Annotated in this window: 12 protein-coding genes; 9 read left to right on the top strand and 3 right to left on the bottom strand. The window is 66.0% G+C overall.

Features of this window, described 5'->3' with window-relative positions; all coding sequences use genetic code 11:
- The first annotated feature begins 52 nt into the window (after positions 1 to 52).
- Positions 53 to 1,234, top strand: a complete 1,182-nt coding sequence (locus tag HNP52_RS14685; RefSeq protein ID WP_184168404.1) for a CaiB/BaiF CoA-transferase family protein — start codon at positions 53 to 55, stop codon at positions 1,232 to 1,234.
- A gap of 89 nt (positions 1,235 to 1,323) precedes the next feature.
- Positions 1,324 to 2,202 carry an alpha/beta hydrolase gene (locus tag HNP52_RS14680; RefSeq protein WP_184168403.1) on the top strand — a complete coding sequence of 293 codons (879 nt, stop codon included), beginning with the start codon at positions 1,324 to 1,326 and terminating at the stop codon, positions 2,200 to 2,202.
- On the opposite strand, the gene HNP52_RS14675 is transcribed toward HNP52_RS14680, so the two are convergent.
- The 3 genes from HNP52_RS14675 to HNP52_RS14665 are packed head-to-tail and all read right to left on the bottom strand — an operon-like array spanning position 2,171 to position 6,136.
- Positions 2,171 to 3,445 carry a cytosine permease gene (locus HNP52_RS14675; protein ID WP_184168402.1) on the bottom strand — a complete coding sequence of 425 codons (1,275 nt, stop codon included), beginning with the start codon at positions 3,443 to 3,445 and terminating at the stop codon, positions 2,171 to 2,173. The genes HNP52_RS14680 and HNP52_RS14675 overlap by 32 nt on opposite strands.
- The gene (locus HNP52_RS14670; protein ID WP_184168401.1) at positions 3,442 to 4,545 is read right to left on the bottom strand and encodes a DUF917 domain-containing protein; all 1,104 of its coding nucleotides are present in this window, start codon (positions 4,543 to 4,545) and stop codon (positions 3,442 to 3,444) included. Before HNP52_RS14670 ends, HNP52_RS14675 begins: the two co-directional genes overlap by 4 nt.
- Entirely contained in the window at positions 4,535 to 6,136 is a 1,602-nt protein-coding gene (locus HNP52_RS14665) for a hydantoinase/oxoprolinase N-terminal domain-containing protein (RefSeq protein WP_184168400.1), read from the bottom strand. Before HNP52_RS14665 ends, HNP52_RS14670 begins: the two co-directional genes overlap by 11 nt.
- Before the next feature lie 178 nt (positions 6,137 to 6,314).
- Here HNP52_RS14665 and HNP52_RS14660 point away from each other — a divergent pair, with 178 nt between their 5' ends.
- From HNP52_RS14660 to HNP52_RS14630, 7 genes are all read left to right on the top strand, one after another.
- Positions 6,315 to 9,026, top strand: coding sequence for a LuxR C-terminal-related transcriptional regulator (locus tag HNP52_RS14660; protein WP_184168399.1), 2,712 nt, complete (start codon positions 6,315 to 6,317; stop codon positions 9,024 to 9,026).
- 175 nt (positions 9,027 to 9,201) lie between these two features.
- Entirely contained in the window at positions 9,202 to 11,304 is a 2,103-nt protein-coding gene (locus HNP52_RS14655) for a TonB-dependent siderophore receptor (RefSeq protein ID WP_184168398.1), read from the top strand.
- A 74-nt stretch (positions 11,305 to 11,378) separates the two neighbouring features.
- Positions 11,379 to 13,121 carry an amidohydrolase gene (locus HNP52_RS14650; protein ID WP_184168397.1) on the top strand — a complete coding sequence of 581 codons (1,743 nt, stop codon included), beginning with the start codon at positions 11,379 to 11,381 and terminating at the stop codon, positions 13,119 to 13,121.
- Between the two features lie 14 nt (positions 13,122 to 13,135).
- Positions 13,136 to 13,726 carry an FMN-binding negative transcriptional regulator gene (locus HNP52_RS14645; RefSeq protein WP_184168396.1) on the top strand — a complete coding sequence of 197 codons (591 nt, stop codon included), beginning with the start codon at positions 13,136 to 13,138 and terminating at the stop codon, positions 13,724 to 13,726.
- A gap of 150 nt (positions 13,727 to 13,876) precedes the next feature.
- Positions 13,877 to 14,284, top strand: a complete 408-nt coding sequence (locus HNP52_RS14640) for a Rap1a/Tai family immunity protein (RefSeq protein WP_221416440.1) — start codon at positions 13,877 to 13,879, stop codon at positions 14,282 to 14,284.
- Positions 14,285 to 14,949: 665 nt separating this feature from the next.
- Positions 14,950 to 15,498: an RNA polymerase sigma factor gene (locus tag HNP52_RS14635; RefSeq protein ID WP_184169171.1), complete on the top strand. Its 549-nt coding sequence runs from the start codon at positions 14,950 to 14,952 to the stop codon at positions 15,496 to 15,498.
- Entirely contained in the window at positions 15,495 to 16,454 is a 960-nt protein-coding gene (locus HNP52_RS14630; RefSeq protein WP_184168395.1) for a FecR family protein, read from the top strand. The genes HNP52_RS14635 and HNP52_RS14630 overlap by 4 nt, the downstream gene beginning before the upstream one ends.
- Positions 16,455 to 16,497 lie beyond the last annotated feature (43 nt).

The raw sequence follows: 16,497 nt of genomic DNA, 5'->3' as shown, positions 1-16,497 counted from the left end.
TAATTTGTCCACATATGGAAATTTGAGTCAAACGAATTTGTGGAGAGTTGCCGTGCTTCCCCTGCTCGAAGGCGTGCGTGTGATCGAAGTCGGCGCGGTGGTGCTTGGCCCCTATGCGGGCCAGATCCTCGCCGATCTCGGGGCCGAGGTGATCAAGGTCGAGCCGCTGGAAGGGGACATCGCCCGCCATGCTCATCCGCAGGGGCCGGGGGGCGGGGCGCTGTTCGTCAACAATAACCGCAATAAGCGGATGCTGGCACTCGACCTCAAAAAGCCCGAAGGGCGGGCGGCGCTGGCAAGGCTGGTTGAGAGCGCCGACGTGCTGTTCCACAATATGCGACTGGACGCTTCCGAGCGACTTGGACTCGGATATGAACAGGTCATCGCGATTAACCCGAACATCGTCCATTGCGCGGCCACCGGCTTCGGCCGCGGCGGGCAATATCGCGACCGTCCGGCCTTTGACGACATCATCCAGGCGGCGAGCGGCTTGGCCGGGCTCGCGGCCCTGCAAAGCGGCACACCCGCCTTCGCGCCGACCATCGTCGCGGACAAGGTCGCTGCCTTGCACGTGGTATACGGTATAGTTTCGGCGCTGTACGCGCGCGAAAGGGGACGGCCGGGACCCTTCCGCGTGGAGGTGCCGATGTTCGAGGTGATGGTCGCCTTCCTGATGAACGAGCATCTCTCCGGCGCAACCTTTGCCAACAACGGCGTACCCGGGTATCCGCGCCTGCTCTCCCCCGATCGCCGGCCCTTCCGCACCGCCGATGGCTGGATCGCGGTGCTCCCCTACACCGAGCCGCAATGGCGCCGCTTCCTCGCCGCGATCGGCCGGGCCGAGGTCTGCGAGGAGGCTTGGTTCAAGTCCCCGGCCGAGCGCCAGGCCCATATTGGGGACCTCTACGCCATCGTCGCCGCCAGCCTTGAGGCCCGCGGCACCGATGCCTGGATCGAAGCGCTGGAGGCGATCGACATACCCTGCTCGCGCGTGCCCATGCCGCTGGAATTGCTCGAAGATCCGCACCTCAAGGAGATCGGCTTCTTCGACGTTCCCGAGGGGTTTCCGGTCGCGCGGATGATCCCCCAGCCGGTCCAGTTCACCGGCATCCCTCAGACCCCCGACACGCCGCCCCATGCCCTGGGCGAGGACAGCCGCGCGGCGCTGTTGGGCTGCGGCTATGACGACGCCGCGATCGATGCGCTGGTCGCGGCCGGGGTGGTCGCGGTCTAGCTACCCGAAAATTCTCCGCCTTACCCGCCGCACCCGATGGCAGCACGGCGCCAGACGGCGTTCAATCCCTCCCAAATCAGGAGGACAGGATGCCCAGATTGCTCGCCACCAGCGCCCTCGCGCTCTGTCTGCTGGCCGCCGCGCCAGCCGTTCATGCCCAGACCGCACCGCTAGCGGCACCCGGCTATGTTCTCCCCGATACCGAGACTTGGGAGCTCAAGAGCGCCGACGGTTATCCCTACCAGATCTTCGTCTCCAAGCCCGATGGCCCGGCTCCCGAGGGCGGCTGGCCGGTGCTCCTCGTGCTCGACGGCAATGCGATGTTCGCCGGCTTCGCCGAGACCCGGCGGATGCACGAGTACATGAAGGCCGATCCCGGCAAGACGATCATCGTCGGCGTGGGGTACAAGACCGACAAGGCCTATGACATCCGCCGCATCCGCGACTTCACCGGCGGCCCGCCGCCGCCGCCCTGGGACGTCTCGCTCGCCAAGGCGCCCTATGGCGGCTGGGACCCGTTCCTCGATTTCCTCACCGGCCCGCTGCGCAGCGAGCTCGACCGGCGCTACACGATCAACCGCGACCGGCAGGCGTTGTTCGGCCATTCGCTGGGCGGCCTGTTCGCGATCCACACGATGTTCACCCGGCCGAGCGCCTTCCACGCGCTGATCGCGGCCAGCCCCTCGCTGTTCTGGCATGACCAGGAAATGCAGCAGGAGGAACGCGCCTTCGCCGCCGGGCTGCAATCGGGCAAGACCATCAGGGTCGCGCGGCTGATGGTCGTCTGGGGCGAGCGCGAGGAGACGATCCTCGAGCGTTGGGACGCCGAGGCGTTCGTCCGCCGGATGGACCCGCTATCGGCCCATGGCTTGCGCGCCCGCCACGAAGCCTATGACGACGAAGTCCACATCACCGTGCCTGCCCGCGCGGTAACCTCTACGCTGCGCTTCGCGTTCGCCTGGCCTTGAGCAGCACCCCGTAGATCGCCGCGGCGACGATCGTCGCGTCGAGCGCCGGCACGGTGGTGAGCGTCCAGCCCTTATAGGCTCCGAGCACGCCCACCACCACCGAGATCCCCCAAGTCGCGATCGCCCGCCAGTCGAACTTCGGCAGGCCGAGCAGCGATTCCGCCGCGTCGGCAGTGCGGTAGCGCGTCCAGGCGTCGATCACATAGATCGCTGCGATCGGCGGGATGATCAGGCCGAGGAACAGCACAAAGGGGATGAACGCCTCGAGGATGCCCATCAGCGCCAGGATCGTACCAATCACGCCGCCCGCCACAGTGAACACCCATTGCCGCACCTTGGGAAAGGTGCTGCCCAGCGACAGGCTCGACGAATAGAGGTTGAGCGCGTTGATCGTCCAGGTCGGCAGCAGAAGCAGGAACAGCACCGGGGTGCCGAAGCCATAGGCTGTGATCAGCTTCATCACGCTGGTCTCGTGCGTCGCCAGTGCGGGGATCGCGGCGGCGGTCATCATCAGCGGCGTCGCGATCGGGAAGGACAGCGCCATGCTGGCGATCGCCCCACGCCGAGTGCGGGTGAAGCGCGACAGGTCGGGCATCGTCGCCACCGCGAGCATATAGGCGCCGATCAGCGCCGATATCGCGATGCCGAGCGTCATCGGCTCGGGCGGGTTGGGATCGGCCGCGGTGACGAAGCCGTGGGTCTGCAGCGTCACCACCACCACCGCGAGCAGGATCGCGGCGAGCACCGGCACCGCGACCAGCGCCAGCCGGTCGAGCGCGCGGAAGCCGATCACCGTCGATCCCATCATCAGCACGCTGCCGAGGATGACGAAGGCAGTGAAATTGCCCGGCAGGCCATTGGCCCTAGCCGCCTCGACCATCGCCTCGCCGAAGAAGGAGGCATTCACGCCGAACCAGCAGAAATGGATCAGCGCGATCACCGTGTTGATCAGCGCCGCCCCGCCGGTGCCGAACGAGCGGCGGACGAGGAGGTAGGTCGAAAGCCGGGTGCGGACGCTGACGATCGCGGTCATCGAGCCGCCGACGCACAGAATGAGGCTCGCGATCACCGCAGCGATCACCGCGCCGGAAAAGCCCAGCGCCAGCGCGTTATGCGAGCCGTTGAGGAAGTCCGGCAGGCCGATCGAGAAGCTGGCGACGATCAAGCCCACGCGCCATCCGGGAACGGTGATGCCCTGGGGCACCGGCGAATGAGCATAGGCATCGTCAGCTTCGTGGCTCATCCGCGGTTCCAGCCGTTGAGGTCCTCAATGGGACGATAGGGTTCGCTAAAGCCGAAGGCACTCGGCCCGACAAAGGTCAGCGCCCGCTCGGCACGCAGCACCGCCGGCGCAGCGGCGCCGACCACCTTGACGCGCTGGCCGAATTTCAGTCGCTCGGTGACGATGCTGTCGGCGGTCTCGCGGTCCATCACGGTGATCAGGTCGGGCACCATCGCGCGAACCTCGCCGTTTACCCGGGCAATCAGGTTCTCGTTCTGGAATTCCAGATCCATCCGCCCTTCGCCCCCGAACCCCTCGATCACGACATGGCCGACCGAGAAGCCGCCCTTGGTCTCGCGCTCGACATCGACGACCTTGCCGTCGAAGATCGTGCCGGCAAAGGGATAAAGCCCGCTGGCCATCAGCGCCTTGTGCAGCGACTCGAATGGATCGTCGCCCGCCGCGCGCGCGATGCGCACCGCCGCGCCGATCGCCACCGCCGCCGAGATGCTGCCGCCGATCGCGTGGCGCTTGGCCTGCGCGCCGGTCAGCGGATATTCGACCATATGGGCGTTGCCGCCGAACTCGATCGAGAGCTGCCGCGCCACGCGCTCATGCTCCAGATTGTCGTCGGTCTCGATCAGCCGCAGCTCGCCATTGGCCGAAGTGACAACGGAGGGGCAGGCGGAGAGCCCGTCGACGCTGAACACCGTCATCTGCGATTCCGGGAAGGCCCGGCCCATGCCGTCGGCATCGACTACCGGGATGCCGAGCTCGGCCGCGGCGAGCAAAGGCGCCAGGCCGTTGCCGCCACCGATCTCGATCGGCATCACCGCATCAATCGGGCGGCCGTAGATCCGCTCCAGCTCGCGCAGGCCGAGCAGGGCTTCCCGGCCATTGGGCAGCTTCTCGGCGGAGACGGTCGGCGCGCCGACCCAGCCGCACGGTGCGATCAGCGCATCATCGGCCAGTGCATCGAGCGCGACCAGGTTGAACGGCCCCCGCCGCGCGATCTCGGCCTCGCCGAGCAGCTGCGAATAATAGGGGTCGCCGCCGCCGCCCGAGCCGAGGAAGGCGGCGCCGGTGGCGAGGTCGAGCAGCGCCTGGCGATCAATGCGCATGGGCGGCCAAGGCAGGGGTGCCGGCAAGGTCTGCGACGGCGCGGACACGGACCTGCGCGGCGCGGCCGGGCAGATAGCTGAGATACACTTCGTCCATCTCCACGATTTCTACGGTCTCGGGAATGCCGCCGGCTGCGATCGCCTGGTCGCGCGCTTCGGTCTGCAGCCGTTCCAGCGCAGCCTCGCGCGGCTCGCGATCGAACGACACGACCTGGTCGACCATCGCGCCGACCTGGGCGATCGCCGCACCCACGGCATTGGCGACGGCGGCGTGCGGCGGGCGCACCACCCGGGTGGCGCCGTGCAGGCTGTCGGGCACCAGGAAATTGCCGCCGCCCACGGCCAGGAGCACGACTTCGCCGCGGCTGGTCTTCATCCGGTCGACCGCTTCCTCGAGCATCGCCTGCATCCGCGCCCACACTGCGTCACGCATGCCCTCGGAGAGCGCCGGCAGCTTGGCCGGATCGCCGAAGCGCGCGCGCCCGGCGGCGACCGCGACATCGCTGGCGGTAAGCGTGGTGCCGCCGAACAGCCGGGCCTGCTCGGTGATGCGGAAGCCCACCGAGTCCGGCCCGACGCGCAGCTCCTCCGCGTCGATCCCCTCGGCGCCATAGCGTGCCGGGTCGAGATGGATGCGCGTGCCGCCGCCCAGGCCGAGCGCCAGGATGTCCGGCATGCGGAAGTTGATCCGCACCCCGCCGATATCGACCGCGACCGAGGATTCGCGCGGAAAGCCATTGGCCAGCACGCCCAGATCGGTGGTGGTGCCGCCGACATCGAGCACGATCGCGTCGCGCACCCCGGTGAGGAACGCCGCGCCGCGCATCGAGTTGGTCGGCCCCGATCCGATCGTCAGCACCGGATAGGCCGCGGCATGCGAGGCGGAGATCAGCGTGCCATCATTCTGCGAGAGATAGAGCGGCGCATCGATGCCGATCTCGGCCAGCGCCCGCTCGAACGAGGCGACGACATGCGCCGCGAGGCTTCCCAGCGCGGCGTTGAGGATCGCGGCATTCTCGCGCTCGACAAAGCCGATCCGGCCCAGCGTATGCGACACGGTGACCCGTGCCTCCGGATGCTCTTCCGCCACCAGCGCGGCGGCACGTTCCTCCATCGACGGGTTCACCGGCGCGAATACGCTGCTGATCGCGATCGAGTCGATGCCCATCGCGCGCAGCTCGCGTGCCGCATTCCGCACCGCCGACTTGTCGAGCGGCGCGATCTCGCGCCCGTCGAACTCGAAGCCGCCGGGCAGGAGATAGGTCTTCGCGTCGATCTGTGCGGACAGTGCCTCGGGCCAGCCAGTCATCGGCGGCAGCGCTTCGCCGGCGGGGCTGGCGAGCCGCAATATGCCCACCCGGTCGAGCTTGTTGCGCTCCACCAGCGCGTTGGTGAAATGGGTGGTGCCGATCATCACTGACGCCACCGCCTCTGGGGCGACACGCCCATCGGCCAGCACCGCGCGGATCGCGGCGGCAACGCCCGATCCGACATCGGCCGTCGTCGGCTGCTTGGTCCAGGCGACCACCTCAGCCCCGGTCATCAGCACGGCGTCGGTATTCGTTCCCCCGACATCGACCCCAATTCGCACGCTACACCAATCCTTTGGCACGCCCCATAATCCTTGCGAGCTAAGGGCCGGCAGCTTCGCCGCGCAATGCGGGAAACGGGTGCGCGGGGTCGGCGAACGGGTAATCGGGGCGCCCGGACGGGTAAGTCGCTCCCGCACTTGCCATCTTCTTGTACCGTCTTCGGTCTAGCGAATCGGCATGGGTGGAGTAGCCGCGATAGACGAACTGATCCCGACCAAGGTCGCGCCGCCATTGTGGATGGGTGACCAGATCCGCCGCGATGCGCTGCTCGACCGGCTCGACGGCGCGCTCGGGCGGCGGCTCACGCTCATCCATGCGCCGGCGGGCTATGGCAAGACCAGCCTGCTCGCCCAGTGGCGCCGCCGCTTCAAAGGGAGCGACCGGCTCGTCGCCTGGCTCACGCTCGAGCGCGACGATGCCGATGCCAAGCGCTTGGCGCAGTACATCAGCTATGCGATCAGCGGCGAAGGCGAGGAGGAAGGCGAGCCCGCTTCCTCCGGCATGCCCGCGCGTGCGGCGCTGTCGGCGATCATCAACCGGCTGGCCCGCGATCCGCGCCAGGCGGTGCTGATTCTCGACGATCTCCACTGCGCGGAAAGTGTCGAAGTGCTCGATTTCCTACAGTCGCTGATCCGGCTGGCGCCGCGCAACTGCCACTTCATCATCGCCTCGCGCGATTATCCTCGGCTCGGCCAGGCGATGCTCGCTGCCGAGGGGCAACTGCTCGAACTCTCCGCCGAGGACCTGAAATTCTCCAGCCCCGAGGCGGAGGAGATGCTCGCCCGCGCCGAGGGCATGCCGCTGGGCGACGACGATGTCCGCAGCCTGATCGAGCGCACCGAAGGCTGGCCGATCGCGCTCCAGCTCACCCTGTTCTCGCTCAAGCGCGGCATCGACCGGAGCAGCTTTGTTGGCGGGGCAGGGGGCTCCGGCTCGGAACTGGCCGGCTATCTCTCAGAACAGGTACTGATGTCGCTGCCCGAGGATGTGCAGGAAGTGGTGTTGCGCACGTCGCTGCTCGGCCAGGTGACCGGTGAGGCGCTCAACCTGATCTGCGATCGCCAGGATGGCGGGCTGCTGCTCGAGCGGCTGGAGCAGCAGGGCGTGCTGCTCACCCCGCTGTCGCCGGCGCGCGACGCCTGGCGCTACCACCAGCTCTTCGCCGAGTATCTCCGCCAGCGCCTCGCACGGCGCGACATCGGCCAATATCGCATGTTGCACCAGCGACTGGCGCTGTGGTTCGATGCGCGCGGCGAGACCGCCGAGGCGATCAGCCATGCGATCGAGGCCGAAGACCCGGCGCTGCTGGCCGGGGTGCTGGAGGATGCCGGTGGCTGGCGGCTGATCCCCCAGGGGCAGCTCAACCTGGTCGAGCGCGGGCTCGCCCGGCTGAGTGCCGCCGAGATCGATGCCAGCCCGGCGCTGGTGCTGGCCAGGCTCTATCTCGACATGAAATGCGGCCGGATGGACGCGGCGCGCCTCGCCTATGATCGTCAGGTCGCGCGATCGGAGCAGGAGGACACTTCGCCCGATCTGTGGACCGAGATCCGCGTCGTCGGCGACATCCTGGCCGAATATGAGAACCAGCCGATGGCGCTTGAAGACCTGCTCGCCCGCGAGGCGCTGCTGCGCACCCTGCCGGCCGACGATCACCTGATCCTCGCCAATGTCAGCGAATCGCTGGCGTCCAAATATTATGAGGGCGGCTGGCTGGAGCGCGCGATGGAGCCGACGCTGACGGCCCGCGCGCATTACCAGGCGATGGGCTCGCCCTATAGCGAGCTGTTCACCCGCTTCCACGAAGCGCGCATCCGCGAGGCGCAGGGGCGGCTGAAGGATGCGGTGACGGTGCTCGCGGTGGCGCGCGGCGAGATCGAGGCGGATTTCGGCGCGCGCTCCGATCTCGCCGCCAATTGCGCCGCGTTCGAAGCGGAGCTGCTCTACGAGCAGGACCGCGCCGGCGAGGCCAATGCGCTGCTCGAATGGGCGCTGCCGCACATGGAGCAGTCGGATGGCTGGGTGGACGTCTATGCCGCCGCCTATTTCACTGCGGCGCACAGCGCGGCCGATGAGGGTTCGCTCGATGCCGCCCGTGCACTGCTCGCCCGTGCCCGCGGCGTCGCCCAGCGCCGTCGCCTGCGCCAGTTGGAATTGCTCGCCGAGCTGTGCGAGCTCGAACTGCTCCTGCGCGACCCGGTCTCGCTCGGCGAAGCCCGCGCCTTCGCCGCCACGATCGGCCTCGACGCCCAGGCCGATGCGATGGCCGAGGAATCGCCGATCTATCGCCCGGTGGCCGTCGCCGCCGCGATCTGCCGGGTCCGCCTCCAGCTGTTCACCGGCGCCCACCACAGCGCGCTCGACGAGCTGGTCGTGATGAGCCGCTGGGCCCGCCAGCACGGTGCCGGCCGGCTGCTGATCGATCTCAACCTGCTCAAGGCCGAGGGCTATCGCGCCATCGGCGAGGCGGGCAAGGCTCAGGCCTGTTTCGACGAGGCCGTCGGCACCGCGATGTTCCAGGGCATCGTGCGCCCGTTCCTCAATGCGCGCGCCTTCGTCCAGCCGGCGCTGGAGGAAGCGCTCGCGGCCACGCCGGACCGGTTCCGCGCCCAGTTCCTCAAGACCCTGTCCAAGACGATGGGCAGTGCCCGCGCGCCCGCGCCGGCCCCCGATGCGCTCAACGATGCCGAAGCGGCGATCCTGCGCCATCTTAGCCAGGGCTACTCCAACAAGGAGATTGCCCGGCTGATCGGCATGTCGCCCGATACGGTGAAATATCGGCTCAAGGCGGTGTTCCGGAAGATCGGGGTCAACAAGCGGCGCGATGCGGTGCGGGTGTCGCACGAGCGCGGACTGATCGACGGGGGCGATATGGGCTCGGGCGCGCTCTGATCGGGCCGTTCCCCCAAACAGGGTAAAGCCTTACCCGTCTTGTGCCCGGAATTACCCTGAAAACCGCGTGACGGTTTTGCGACGCTGGCTGTTCAATGCCCCTGCAAACAAGCCGGCTGTCGTCACGGGAGGCGACATCCACGAGGCCGGCGCAAAGAGCAAAGGGTGGGCGGCCATGACACACGAACTTTCAGGGAAACTGGTAAAGCAGACGCGGCTCGCGCTGCTCTCGGCATGCGCGGTGATCGGCTGGTCCGGCGCGGCGATGGCGCAGGACAGCGATGCGGCGCCGAAGGACGACGAAACGATCGTCGTCACCGGCGAGCGCGCGCTTTCGGGCACCAAGACGGATACGCCGGTCACGGAAATCCCGCAGTCGGTGAGCGTCATCACTGCCGAGGAGTTCCACAATCGCGCGGCGGTCAATCTCCAGGACGTCATCCGCTACAGCGCGGGCGCCTCGAGCGAGCTGAACGGCGTCGATACGCGCGGTGACTTCCTCGCGGTGCGCGGCACCGGCGCCGAGCAGTATCTCGACGGTCTCAACCGCATGCCTGGCTTTATCTATGGCGGCCGTCTCGAGATCTTCACCGTCGAGCGCGCCGAGCTGCTGCGCGGCCCGTCCTCGACGCTGTACGGCGGCGGCGGCGCCGGCGGCATCCTCAATTCGATCAGCAAACGCCCGCGCGAAGGCTTTGGCGGCGAAGTCGGCGTCACCTACGGCACCGACGACTACAAGCAGTTCCAGCTCGATGTGACCGGCCCGATCGTCGACGGCGTCTCGGCGCGCCTCGTCGGCCTCGTCCGCGATGCGGACCTGCAGCAGAAGGGCCAGAAGAACGATCGCATCGTGGTGATGCCGGCAGTCACGCTCAAGCCGGGCCCGGACACCGAAGTCACCTTCATCGGCCTGTACCAGCGCGACCATCTCGGCAGCCAGACCTATCTGCCGACCAGCAAGACGGTCGACGGCAGCGGCGCGACCAAGATTTCGGACGATTTCTACCTGGGCGAGCCGGGCTTCAACCACACGCTGGCCAGCCATTATGCGCTTTCGCTGCTGGTGACGCATCGCTTCAGCGACAACCTGACCTTCAGCAGCCGCAACCGCGCCTTCGAGCAGGACACCGACTATCAGGAGGTGTTCGGCTATACCGGCTTCGGCGGCGCCTATGCCGATGCCGGCCGCACCATCGCCAACCGCGCCTGGTATCTGAACCGGGCCAAGTACACCGGGCTCAACAGCGACAACAACCTGGTGCTGAGCTTCGCCACCGGGCCGCTGGAGCATCAGATCCTGGCGGGCTTCGACTATACCGAGTTCCGCGAGGACAAGCAGGAAGGCTTCGGTCAGGCGCCGGGGCTCAACCTCTACAATCCGGTGTACGGGGTGCCGTTCGCGTATGGCGTGGGCTGGACGACCGACACCAAGAACTCGCAGACCGGCTTCTATGTCCAGGACCAGATTCGTGCCTGGGATCGCGTCTCGCTGGTGTTCGGCGCGCGGCACGACAATGTGAAGTCGAACGTCAACGGCACTGAGCTGGCGGCCAACAAGGCCTGGACCTTCCGCGCCGGCATCATCGCCGACGTCGTGAAGGGCGTGTCGCCCTATTTCAACTATTCGGAATCGTTCCTGCCGGTGTTTGGCTCGAACTTCTTCGGCGTCGCCTATGTGCCGCGCACCGGCCGGCAGTACGAGGCGGGCATCAAGTTCCAGCCCTCGAAGCGCATGCTGTTCACGATCGCGGCCTATGACATCAAGGAACAGAATGTCCTGATCGCCGATCCGAACGAGCTGCAGAACTTCATCCAGGGCGGCTCCACCGGCTCGCGCGGGATCGAGGCGGAAGCCAATGTGAAGCTGCCCGGCGACTTGGACCTGACCGCGGCGTACAGCTACACGCGCGCGCAATATCTCAAGGTTGATGGCCGCCAGCGTGGCGACCGGCGTGAGAACCTGCCCGAGCACCAGGCCTCGGTCTGGGCCTCGAAGCGGTTCGACCTGGGCGGCGAGCTCGGCCTCAAGCTCGGCGCGGGCGTGCGCTACCAGAGCGACAAGGTCAGCTTCGACCAGCTCTACCGCATCGCGCCGGTCACCTTGGCCGATGCGATGGCTGAGCTGAGCTACGGCAAATGGTCGCTGTCGGTGAACGGCGCGAACATCTTCAACGAGCGCGTCTACACCAATTGCACCTACAGCGCCGCGGTGGCCGAGGGCTATTGCTATCTCGGCAAGGATCGCACCGTGCTCGCCACGCTGCGCCGCCGCTTCTAACCTTGCCTCATGGGGCCGGAAGGGAAGACCCTCCGGCCCCCTTATTGTTCAAGCTTGCACAGGAATTGCCCCTCATGGCCCCTCGGTTCGCTCGTCATTCCCTGTTCCTCCGCTCCGCGACCGCCGGGTTGCTCCTTGCCGCCACTGCCAACAGCGCGCCGGCGCTGTCGGCACCCGAGGCGGCGGACCTGATCCTCACCAATGGCCGGGTCTATACGGTGGAGGAGGGCAAGCCCTGGGCGCAGGCCGTGGCGATCAAGGATGGCCGCATCCTCGCCGTCGGCAGCGTCGCCGAGATCGCGAAGCGCAAGGGCGCGAAAACCCAGGTCGTCGATCTCCACGGCCGCTTCCTGATGCCGGCCTTTGGCGATGCGCATGCCCACCCGATCTTCGGCGGGATGAGCCATGCCCGCTGCTCGCTCCACGCCGGCAAGACGCTCGACGATTATCGCCGGATCATCGCCGAGTGCGTGAAGAAGAACCCCGGCACCGGCACGATCTTCGGCTCGGGCTTCAACCAGACCCTGTTCCCGCCCAACGGCATCCCCAACAAGCAGCTGCTCGACGAGATCTCGAAGGATCGCCCGCTGATCTTCGAGTCCGACGGGCACACGCTCTGGGTGAACTCCAGGGCGCTCGAACTGGCCGGCATCACCAAGGATACGCCCGACCCCAAGAACGGGACGATCGACCGCGATCCGAAGACCGGCGAGCCGGTCGGCGGGCTCGAGGAATCGGCGATGGCGCTGGTCGACAAGCTCGTGCCCGCGCCTACCGACGCCGACTTGCAGGGCGCGATCCGCTATACGGTCAAGTTCTTCAACTCGATGGGCATCACTTCGTGGCACGATGCCGCGGTCGAGTGGGACAAGGGCGGCACTAGCCGTGCGATCGACGCGTACGAGGCCGTGAAGGCCCGTGGCGAGCTCACCATGCACACCGCGATGGACCTGCGCTGGAACAATGAGCGCGGCATCGAGCAGATGGGCGACATCCTCAAGCTCTCCGCCCGGGCGAAGCAGCTCGGGCTCGCCGCCAATGGCGTGAAGTTCTTCATCGACGGGGTGATCCCCCAGCGCACCGCCGCGATGCTCAAGCCCTATGAGGGCACCAGCGAGAAGGGCGCCACCCAGATCGGCCTCGACACCTTGTCCGAAGCCGTGGCGGCGCTCGATGCCAGGGGCATGCAGTCGCACTTCCACACGATCGGCGACGCTGCCGTGCGCGAGGCGCTGGACGCCGTCGAGCGCACCCGCGGCAAGGACGGCATGACCGATACTCGCCCGATGATGTCGCACATGAACGTCATCGATCCGGCCGACCAGCCGCGCTTCGGCAAGCTCAACGTGACGGCAGTGTTCCAGCCGCTCTGGGCCTGCAACGAAGCCTATATGGACCTCACCAAGGAGCAGATCGGCCCGGTCCGCTCGACCTATATCTATCCGGCGGGCAGCGTTCTGCGCGCCGGCGGTCGGCTGGCCTATGGCGCCGACTGGTCGGTCGCCTCCGCCAACCCGTTCGAGGGGATCGAAGTCGCGCTCACCCGCGTCGCGCCCGAAGGCGACAAGCCGCCGCTTGAGCCAAACGAGGCCGTCACGCTCGCCCAGGCACTCAAGGCCTATACGCTCAACGTGGCCTATGTGAACCACCTCGAGAAGGAGACTGGCTCCATCCTGCCGGGCAAGAGTGCTGACCTGATCGTGCTCGATCAGGACCTGTTCAAAGTCCCCGCCAGGCGCATCCACGCAACCCGGGTGGTGCTGACCATGTTCCGGGGGCGGACAGTCCATGGCAGCCTTGACGGGCTAGGGCGCTAGGATCTGGTGCGACGATGAGCCGTTTTGCGCCGCGCCGTAGCGGAGACGTCGCGAGGATGGTGCGGCAAGAAGTGCTGGGCCTCGTTACGACGCATGACTGCGGAGGCTTCATCTCGACCCCTTTGCCGCTATTCGCGGAGCTGGACGAAGCGGGGGAGGTTCGCATGCTGGTCGGGCATTTCGCAAAGGCCAATCCGCATGTTGCACGCGTGGTTGCGACGCCGCGCGCCCATGTCAGCTTCTTCGGCCCGCATGCCTATATCTCGCCTTCGATGGTTTCGAAGACTGATTGGGGACCGACTTGGAACTATCGCCTGGCGCAGTTCGAAGTCGATATCATGTTGGAGCCTGGCAACGAGGATCGTGTGATCCGCACGCTTGCCACCCTATTGGAGGGAACCGAAGAGGGAGGATGGACGGTCGAACGGATGGGCCCGCGTTATGCAGACCTCGTCGCACACGTCGTTGCCTTCCGGGCCAAGGTGGTGCGATCAAGCACGCGCTTCAAGCTCGGACAGGATGAGAGCATGACATCCTTCCAAGAGATCCTTGCGGCACTTGGAGATACGCCTCTTTCGAGGGCGATGCGCGAACAGCGTGATTGACGACGGGGTTAATGCAATGTCGGCGCTCGCCTATAGAGGAAATCAGCAGGGCTCAGACAGTGAAGATCTTGATGGAAGCTGAAACCAGAAGTCACGCTTCGGCGGTGCCTGCCGGGCGTTCTCGGGCAGCCCTGATCACCGGAGTGGAAGATGAAGGCATCGTTTTCCTATCAAGCGCCGCTCCTGGTGCTGATGTCGACAGCCGTGCATGTCGACGTTTCGTCGGCAAAGTCTGGCAACAATGGCGATCCGCGCACCTGGAGTGTCAGCGGTGCCGAACTGATCGAAGCGCTGGAAGGAAAGTCCGATACGGGCGAATTGGGAGGCGAGGCGGACCGCATCAAATTGGCCATCAAGGCGAGCGCCTATATAGCCGGAGTGGCGGATGCTACCAGCGCGACGGCCTGGTGCGGAGCCGGATCGATCCTTCCCCATGAACTCGCCGATCGGGTCTACACCTATCTTCGCAGTGCCCCGCCAGAGCTGCTCAAGGGGAGGGCATCGACCTTAGTGATCAAGGGGCTCGCCAAAAGCTTCCCTTGTGCTGGTCAGAGATGAGCGTTTTCGAGCCGACTAGGAGAAAAGCTATCGTGCGTTCGACTGATGATAGTGCCGTAGGGATAACAAGACGTGGGAATTGGCTTTCGGGGCACGCGTCGAGTGATTCATATTTCGAGCCCTTCCGGTCGTCCATTGGGGTGTGAGCTACCGTTCGGGCGGAGCCAGCGGCGAATGGCAGCAATCGAGATCGCCGGACTGAAAGCGGACTGTCAGCTTTGGGTAAGTTCAGCTGCTCGATTGACAGTCGAGAGGTTGATCGCTTGATGACAGCTTTCTGGGACCTGGTACCAAAAGCCGCCTGACCGCAACCGGCCCAAAAACCGCTGGCCTGCTCTCGTCCAACCTGCCGGTCGGGAGTGCGCCCGATCTCGCCCGCTTCCGAAACGAGGTTTGAGCACATAAGCTGGCCGTTCGTTCGAGACGCTCGCGACGGCCGCATGAATGCTGGAGTTTGCAAACGCCCAGCCTGTCAGCCTTAGCCTACAAATCGCCAAACTCCGCGCCGGCTAGTGGTCATGATATTTTGCAACCAAACAAACTATCTTTTCCTAGGGGGGAAATTCTCTTCCCATGTCTCATAGATTGCAGAACGGGAGTTAATCTCGGCAGGGGAGGGGTTTACGCAAGGGGCAGCGGACAAGCAGCTCGCGCAGCGGCGCCGGATTGCGACCTGGGTCGCACGCGAGATCGTTCCCCATGCGGGGCGAATTCGTCGATGGCTGGCGCGCTCGCGCCTTTCGCCTGAGGATGTCGACGAAGTTATGCAGGAAGCCTATTGCCGCATCGCCATGCTGCCCTCGGTCGATCATATCGATCAGCCGCTCGCCTATATGTTTGCGACTTGCCGCAACCTGCTCGTGCGCCGCCTCAAGCGCCAGCAGGTCGTCGTGCTCGAGGCGCTGAGCGAGATCGAATCCTGGGAAGACGAAACCAGCCCCTCGCCCGAAGAGCAGGCGGCGCGTCGGCTGAGCTATGAGCGCGTACTGGCAATTATCGGGGCGCTACCCGAGCGCTGCCGCAAGGTCATTGAACTGCGCAAGATCGAGGGATGGTCGCAGAAGGAAATCGCCACGCATCTGGGCATGACCGAAAAGGCCGTCGAGAAGCAGGTCTGGGTCGGCGTCCGCGCGATCAGGAGCGCCTGGGCTAGGGCCGAGACGCGGAGCGAGGACCTCATGCTGAGCATCGAGCGCAAGGAGGCGCGGCGATGACGGCATCCTCCATGGCCGAGGCTCGGGACATCGTGGCGCATTTTATAGCGCGCATGGATTCCGGCACGTGGAGCGAGTCCGACGAGGCCAAGCTTCAGGCGTGGCTTTCAGAAGATTTGAAGCGTCACGGGTTGTTGCTCGAGATGCAGGCCGAGTGGTTGGCGCTCACGCCCGCTGCGGAAATGTCGACCCTCGCAGCTACGGAAGATCCCGTTGATCTTGAAGCGGCGTCGGGGCGATGGGCGCGGCGGGGCATCCTGGGCGGGATTGCGGCTTCCGCCGCAATCGTGTTCGGGGTCACGCGATGGGCGGAGGGGCCGTCCGAATTCTCCACCCGTCTGGGCGAGATCCGCCGCCTGCCCCTCTCCGATGGATCGGTGATGACCATCAACTCTGGCAGCAATCTCAGTGTCGCCATGGAGAAGCGGTCGCGGCAGGTGGAGCTGGCCCAGGGGGAAGCCTGGTTCGAGGTTGCCAAGGACGCGCACCGGCCCTTTCTCGTGACCGCGGGCAATGTGCGGGTTCGCGCGGTCGGTACGGCCTTTTCCGTGCGCCGCCGCGAGATGGGTGTGGAAGTCCAGGTCACCGAGGGCGTGGTGGAGACCTGGTCCGACAGGGACCGCAGCCTGCGCATGCGATTGAAGGCCGGCGACCGCGCCATGCTCAGTGCCCATGCCGTGCTCGACTATGAGACGGACATCTCTTCTTCTCTCGATCGCTCGCTCGCCTGGAGAAGCGGGATGATCGACCTAGATGGTCGCACGCTCGCCGATGCCGCCGAGGAGTTCAACCGCTACAACACCCGCCAGATCATCATTGCGGATTCGCGGGTTGCGCGGGAGGAGCTCTCCGGCCTGTTTCGCATCAATGATCCCGAAGGCTTCGCCGAGACCGTCAAGACGAGCCTGGGCGTGTCGATTGATAGGACGCAGTCGGAGATCATTCGAATAAAATGAGGAAATAAAATCGAGAAGGCGGGAAGGATTTTCCCATCGGCCG

Origin of the sequence: Sphingomonas kyeonggiensis (assembly GCF_014204495.1) — a bacterium.
GTDB lineage: Bacteria > Pseudomonadota > Alphaproteobacteria > Sphingomonadales > Sphingomonadaceae > Sphingomonas > Sphingomonas kyeonggiensis_A.
Note: the sequence above shows the minus strand (reverse complement) of the source record. Positions and strands in the feature narration are given on the sequence as shown.